6 protein-coding genes and 1 pseudogene are annotated in these 7,020 nt (G+C 52.4%); all 7 read right to left on the minus strand.

Going from position 1 to position 7,020, the window contains the following annotated elements; genetic code table 11:
- Window positions 1-1,141 (minus strand): hypothetical protein (locus tag ABYW01_RS10280; protein ID WP_372832520.1); only part of this gene is annotated, 1,141 nt, incomplete at its 3' end.
- Between the two features lie 66 nt (window positions 1,142-1,207).
- Window positions 1,208-1,651, minus strand: coding sequence for a flagellar export protein FliJ (gene fliJ, locus ABYW01_RS10285; protein WP_372832521.1), 444 nt, complete (start codon window positions 1,649-1,651; stop codon window positions 1,208-1,210).
- A complete protein-coding gene (gene fliI / locus ABYW01_RS10290) occupies window positions 1,652-3,019 on the minus strand; it encodes a flagellar protein export ATPase FliI (protein WP_372832522.1) in 1,368 nt (455 codons plus the stop codon).
- Window positions 3,019-3,825, minus strand: a complete 807-nt coding sequence (locus ABYW01_RS10295) for a FliH/SctL family protein (RefSeq protein ID WP_372832524.1) — start codon at window positions 3,823-3,825, stop codon at window positions 3,019-3,021. Before ABYW01_RS10295 ends, fliI begins: the two co-directional genes overlap by 1 nt.
- Window positions 3,825-4,841, minus strand: a pseudogene (gene fliG / locus ABYW01_RS10300) (flagellar motor switch protein FliG). The gene ABYW01_RS10295 and the pseudogene fliG overlap by 1 nt, the downstream one beginning before the upstream one ends.
- Window positions 4,834-6,519 carry a flagellar basal-body MS-ring/collar protein FliF gene (fliF, locus tag ABYW01_RS10305; protein ID WP_372832525.1) on the minus strand — a complete coding sequence of 562 codons (1,686 nt, stop codon included), beginning with the start codon at window positions 6,517-6,519 and terminating at the stop codon, window positions 4,834-4,836. The pseudogene fliG and the gene fliF overlap by 8 nt, the downstream one beginning before the upstream one ends.
- A 28-nt stretch (window positions 6,520-6,547) precedes the next feature.
- Window positions 6,548-6,901: a flagellar hook-basal body complex protein FliE gene (gene fliE / locus ABYW01_RS10310; RefSeq protein ID WP_372832526.1), complete on the minus strand. Its 354-nt coding sequence runs from the start codon at window positions 6,899-6,901 to the stop codon at window positions 6,548-6,550.
- Between the last annotated feature and the right edge of the window lie 119 nt (window positions 6,902-7,020).

A 7,020-nucleotide genomic window follows, 5' to 3' on the forward strand; every position in this document is an offset into this window, starting at 1 on the left:
CAACATTACGCGGAAACGACTCCATAGTAGGAGGGGCGACCGAAACCCCATTCGGGTTTTCCACCAAAGGACGCTGTGCGACAGGCCCCAGTATCTGCGATTGCGGCACAGCATCAGGGATAGCATCAGGCAAAACCCTGAAGCTGGAGGACTGAGATTCAATTTCGGTATTTTGCGTATCAAGCGTCGTGTCAAACAGCGCAGAGGCTGGCAACACCGACTGATCAATCCGATCTGCGCCCTCATGATCCAAAGGCTGATCCATGCGTCTATCAACCCCTTTAGGCCCCTGCATATTCCCAGACAAGGTAGCGGCCAACTCAGATCCGGGAAAAAATGCGGTATTAACATTAGCAGCGTCATCATTGGCAACGGCTTCCGTATCAATATAAGCCGCCATATTTTGCGTAGACACCTCAAGAGGCTCGATGCCGACATCTACGGAAGCATTTCCTGCATCACCGTCACTAGAGTCTCCAGATCTAACCTGAACAACGTCCGGCCTAACCTGAACAACGTCCGACCTAACCTGAAAAGCGTCCGACCTAACCTGAAAAGCGTCCGGCCTAACCTGAAAAGCGTCCGGCCTAACCTGATCAACGTCCGACCTAACCTGAAAAGCGTCCGGGCTCATCTGAAAAGCGTCCGGCCTAACCTGAACAACGTCCGGGCTCATCTGAGCAGACTGCTCAGCCATAATGTCCTGCATAAGCGCCACAACTTCAGGCGCCTCTACATTAAATTCACTATTTTGTGGAGTAAGCCCCAACCACTGATCTTTAACGACCACACCTTCATGCAAGCTTTCGGCATCACCAAGCACCGGCCCCAACACATCAATCAAAGGCGATTCACTTGTCAGCTCTGAAAGCTCCGGCGCACGACCTTCCGCCGCCAGGCGCGCCTGCATCTGCTCCAGCATTTCACCAGATGGTGGCAATCCGTCACCTTCCAACGGCAATAGCTGGCCGTCTGCATCCACCTGCGAGGGATAAACCCCCGCAGTCTGCGCTTGCATAACCGAACCAAACGGAAGCGTTGATCCGCTAGCAGCTGCGACAGGCTGGCCCGGTGTAGCTGGCGCGACATTCAACATTCCAAGCAGACCGGAAGCGCCTGCATTAGACAGCTGGTTACTCATTTTTTACTCCTGAAACGAAGAACATTGAGTATTACTCAACAAAGAACCAGCAAAAAAGAGGCCAATTTAGATAAAGTTTGATTTAATCATTTGTGCACGCTCATCAAGCTGCTGCTGCAACTTCTTATCTTCGAGCTTCCGCTCCTGATCCTGCGCCTTATCTACCAGCTTATCCATCGCAACAACCTGACCGTAACATTGAGTCCAGTGACGCTCGACAGCAGACAATTCGTTTTCGTTCATGCGCAGTGCATTCTGCTGCTGCGCCAGTGCTGTAGCGATCTTCCGAATAAAAGACTGATACACCTCAAGCTTTGCGATACCGAACCCCTGACGCCCGGCTTCTTCGTACTGACGCTGGTAATCCGCGAGAAACGCTTCCAACTGCGCAATTTGCTGCTTATCTTTTTCCACTCGTGCCCGACTGGCTGCCAGCAACTGATCCGCCTGTTTCTTCTTACGCTCTGCCAGATCAAGCACGACCTTCAGGCGCTGCGATCGCTTTGCCATTTACTGCACCACGGCTGACGTTGGGTTTGCATTGGTGTTTGGCATCGGCGTTAGCACCATAGAAAGTTGCTGGATACAGGGCTGAAGCGGCATCGGATCAGACATCGACTGACGCAACATCTCGTTCATAACCGGCATTCGCTCCATCGCAAAATCCGTATCAGGGTCACTGCCCCGTACATAAGCACCGACAGAGATCAGATCTTCGTTCTGCCGATACTTTGAATATAGCTGTTTAAAGCGCAGTGCAGTCTTTAGATGATCAGGATGGATAATCTGCGGCATCGCTCGACTGATCGACGCTTCAATATCAATAGCCGGATAATGCCCCCGCTCAGCGAGATGCCTGGAAAGCACGACGTGCCCATCAAGAATCGCACGCGCAGAATCGGCAACCGGGTCCTGCTGGTCATCCCCCTCGGTCAGGACCGTATAAAACGCGGTAATCGACCCTTCCCCCGGCAGACCATTTCCTGCCCGCTCGACCAACTTAGGGATTTTGGCAAAGACCGACGGTGGATACCCCTTAGTCGCTGGCGGCTCACCAACGGCCAACGCAATCTCTCGCTGAGCCTGTGCATAACGGGTGAGCGAATCCATCAGCAACAAAACGTTTTTGCCCTGATCACGAAAATACTCGGCAATACGCGTTGTCAGCTGGGCCGCACGCAAACGCATCAAAGGGGAATCATCCGCGGGCGACGCGACAACCACCGAACGCTTCAACCCTTCTGGCCCCAAGCTGTGCTCGATAAACTCTTTCACTTCTCGGCCACGCTCACCGATCAACCCGACAACAACTATTTCAGCTTCGGTAAAACGCGTCATCATTCCAAGTAAAACTGACTTACCCACACCACTGCCGGCAAACAGACCCAGACGCTGACCACGCCCGACAGTCAGCAGGGAGTTGATGGCCCGAATACCCACATCCAGCGTATCTTTGATCGGATCACGCGATAGGGGATTGATAATATCCCCCGCCAGCGAGACCTCGTCTACGCCCTCAAGGTCACCGAGGGAATCAATAGGATTACCAATACCATTGATCACACGCCCCAGCAGCGCATCCCCAACAGGTACCTGACCGGAATCGGCCAGTGGATAAACTTTAGCGCCTTGCTTTAAACCTTCAATGGGATAAAGCGGCATCAGATACAAACGATCCCCGGAAAAACCGACCACCTCTGCTTCAACCGCACTCTGCTCGTTGAGCACAATACGGCAACAGTCACCCACAGCCGCCTGAATACCAACAGCCTCCAACGTCAGGCCGATCATTCGGGTGATTCGCCCTTCAATAATGGGGGATTGTCGCTTGAGCGTCACATCCGCACAGCGAGAAAAGCGGGACAGAAGGTCAGCCATCAGGCCTCCGGATTCTGTTGAGTCAACGATGCAAAGAGTTGCTCCGACAGCATCTGAAACTGCTGTTGAATATCAGATTCAATCAGGCTATCGCTGGTATGCAGACGAAAGCTACCCGGCGAAATAGAGCCATCCGCGGCAACGGATACGGGAAAAGACAAACGCCCGGCGATAGGCTCCACATGCGGCAAGTCAGCCGGCGAAACCTCAATCGTCAATGCGCCACCGCCCTGTGGAAGCTGTTGCAGAGCATCGCGAATCGCATTCTGAATAATCTCAGGACGCGTATTTAGCTCAACATCGATCACAGCACGGGATAGTTTGACCACCAAACCTGCGACCAAGGACTCCAGCGTCTGCTCTTGTTGAGCCAGCGGCTGGTGCAACGCTTGCAGCATGTCAGCCAGATTCGCGACAGCCTGATCAATCTCGGCCTGCCCCTGAGTCAGAGCATCCTGGTAACCTCGCTCTTTCCCCTCAGTCAGACCTTTTTCCAAACCTTCGGGGTATCCCTGCTCCCGCCCCTCAACCAATCCCTGTAACAGACCTTCTTGATGAGCCGCTTCACGAATGGACTCTGCCTCAGAAACCGTAACAATATCTTTAGGTGGCTTTTGCCGCTGCAATACCAAGCCGACATCACGCAGGTCCGCTTCAGGTAAAGCAGTTTTTTTCTTAGGCTGGCTTTTAGTTTCAAGTGCCACAAGATGGTCACCGGACACTTCTGGCAGCGTCCAGGGCGTTAACGCCACCGCATCGGTTGAGCGGATTCGAACATCACCATCAGGGGCATTTTTATCGATCATCAGATCATCTCATCCCCGCCGCCGCCCAGAAGGATCTCGCCCTCATCGGCCAGGCGGCGAGCGGTGGACAATACGTCCCGCTGCGCTTCTTCGACTTCGCTAACACGCACCGGCCCTTTAGCTTCCAGATCATCGCGCAGCAGCTCAGCTGCTCGCTTAGACATATTGCGGAATATTTTTTCCTGAAGCGCCGTATCAGCACCTTTTAGCGCCAGCACCAATACGTCAGTGGAGACTTCACGCAATATTGCCTGAATACCCCGATCTTCCACGTCGATAAGATTCTCGAAGACGAACATCATGTCTGCAATCTTATTCGCCATAATCTCGTCAGCTTCCTTAATACCATCCATAACTTCAGCTTCAATATTGCTATCGATGAAGTTCATGATACTAGCAGCCGATTCCACGCCACCCAGGTTAGAAACCGTATTCGTTCCTCCGCCCCCGGTAAGCTGACGTTCAAGGATATCGTTAAGCTCTTGCAGTGCAACGGGTTGAATACTATCCAATGAAGCGACACGCATGACGATATCGAGGCGTACTTTTTCGTCGAAAAATGAAAGTACCGCCGCAGCCACATCCGGTTAGAGATAAGAGATGATAACCGCCTGAATCTGCGGGTGCTCATAGTGGATAATTTCGGCAATTTGCCGCGGCTCCATCCAACGCAGAGTATCCAGGCCCGAAGTATTCTTACTAATCAGTATCCGATCCAGCAGCGTTTTCGCTTTTTCCTCACCCAACGCTTCGTTGAGCATCGCACGAATATAGGCATCATTATTGATACCAATGCCGGTCTGATCACCCAGCAAACCCAGAAAATCTGTCACAACAGATTCCACTTTGCTTTGAGGTATGTTGTCGAGTGCAGCCATCGCCTGACCGATGCTCTGAACCTGCTTAGGGCCCAAGTGTTTGAGTATTTCAGCCGCATCGGACTCCCCCAGACTGATCAGCAAGATCGCTGCCTTATCCAGGTTCGTCAGTTCACCATCAAGATTGTCATCACTCATCTTCCGCGATCCACTGTCTTACCGCCTGCGCTACTTTCGCAGGATCTTCTGCCACCATACTCCGGATAGCATTAACCTGATAATCAAAACTTTCATTCGGGGTCGGGAGCAATTCGTCATCCGCACCAAACGTCACCTGATCTGCGGCCATACCCGCAGCATCTAACCCTTCGAGTTCAGCCGCGACATCACCCGCTGCGCCTAATCCTGCAACGCTACTCGCCGACCCGGTATCCGCAAGGTTACGCAAAATCGGTCGCAAAATACCAAACACTAGTACCAGGACAAACAAAGCTGCCAGCACCTGCTTTACAATTTCCCACACCCAACCCTGTTTCCAGATAGGTGTCTCTTCCGTATCCATCTTTTGTGCGGCAACAAATGGGGAGTTAATCACGTTCACGCTATCACCACGACGGGCGGAGAACCCCACTGCATCCTGCACCAGCACGCGCAAGCGCTCGAGCTCGTTCTCAGTCCATGGCGTGCGATTTGAGGCGCCGGTAGCCGGATCGATGCCAGACAAGTCGTCAACCACCACCGCCACACTCAACCGGCGTACGCGCCCCTGCTGATGGCGGGTATAACTGATAGAACGATCCAGTTCATAATTACGCGTTGCCTGATCTCGGCTGCTTCCAGGCCGTTTTGATTCAGTCGTTTGCTGCCCTACGACACCGACTCCTCGAGCCTCTTCAGGAACAGCGGTTGGACCTGGCGGCTGGTTAGATAACGCGCCAGGAATTCCCATCGCAGCCAGTGAGCCGACACGGGTTTCTTTATTGGTTTGCTCACTGCGCAAAGCTGGCAAATCAGGGTTATAGATCTCATCGGTTTGCTCAACAGCAGTAAAATCAATATCCGCGGAGACTTCCGCTCGAAAACGCTCAGAACCCACGACGGGCATCAAAATACTGTTAACGCGATTGAGCAGACGCTCTTCAATTTTCTGAGTATATTCGAGTTGCTTAGCGGCCAGCACAGCTTCCGTATCAACATCACGGCTATTCAGCAGGCGGCCGCGCTGATCAACAACAGTAACATCCTCAAACCTCAGCTCAGGAATACTGGAAGCAACCAGGTTTGCAATGGCCGCCACCTGATCACGCTCCAGCTTTCGGCCGGCGAACAGCTCTACGAATACAGATGCGGAGGGTTTCCGTTCATCACGGATAAATACAGAATCTTTGGGAATAGCGAGATGCACGCGCGCATTACGTATCGAGATCATACTGGCAATCGTTCGGGACAACTCCCCTTCCAAGCCACGTCGGTAACGGGTTGTTTCCATAAACTGGCTACTACCGATACCCTGATCTTTATCTAACAGCTCAAAGCCAACGGTCTTATCCGCTGTAAACCCTTCCGCAGCCAATTTCAGGCGGGCCTGATGCACACTCTCTTGCGGAACCAGAATAGCCCGTCCATCAGCATCAAACTTGTAGGGTACATTATACAAGCGTAGCTGTTCGATCACCTGGTTCGCATCCGCATATCCCAGATTACTGAACAGCACGCGATAATCCGGTGCCTGAGACCACAATACCACTGCAAAGCCGATAGCGATCGTCGCCGCGAGTCCAACCATCAGACCAATCTGACGGAAGATACTCAGGCGATTAAAGCCAAGTACTGTACTACCTTTATCCATTCCGCTTGCAGTTATACCTTCAGCCATAACTTACTTGCACCCACAAGATGCCAGATTAGATCGGCATCTTCATAATATCTTCGTATGCGCTCACCAACCGGTTACGCACCTGAGTCATCGCCTGAAACGACACCGACGCTTTCTGCGCCGCAATCATTACTTGAGGAAGATCCACGGTAGGATCCCCCTTTTCATACGCCGTCGCCAGATTTTTGGCGGTTCCTTGCACTTCGTTAACGCTGTCCACTGCATGCTTCAGCAGATCACCAAATCCTGTACGGTCTGTCTTCAGTTCCGCCTGATTTGGCGCAACAGGAGCAGCCGCAGTAATCCCTGCGCCACCCTGAGCCTGAGACTGGATCGCCCGCATCTGCATCAGCACATTGTTGATATCAGCCCGATCGACCATTACTCACTCCGCACTTCGGCAATTTATTGACATTATAGGTAACAGACAGGGGCCTTCAACGTATAACGCCAAAATTACGACAAATATTTGGCATGAACAACCGTTTAAAGCACCTTTAC

It is taken from the genome of Pontibacterium sp. (assembly GCF_041587635.1).
Taxonomy (GTDB): Bacteria; Pseudomonadota; Gammaproteobacteria; order Pseudomonadales; family Balneatricaceae; genus Pontibacterium.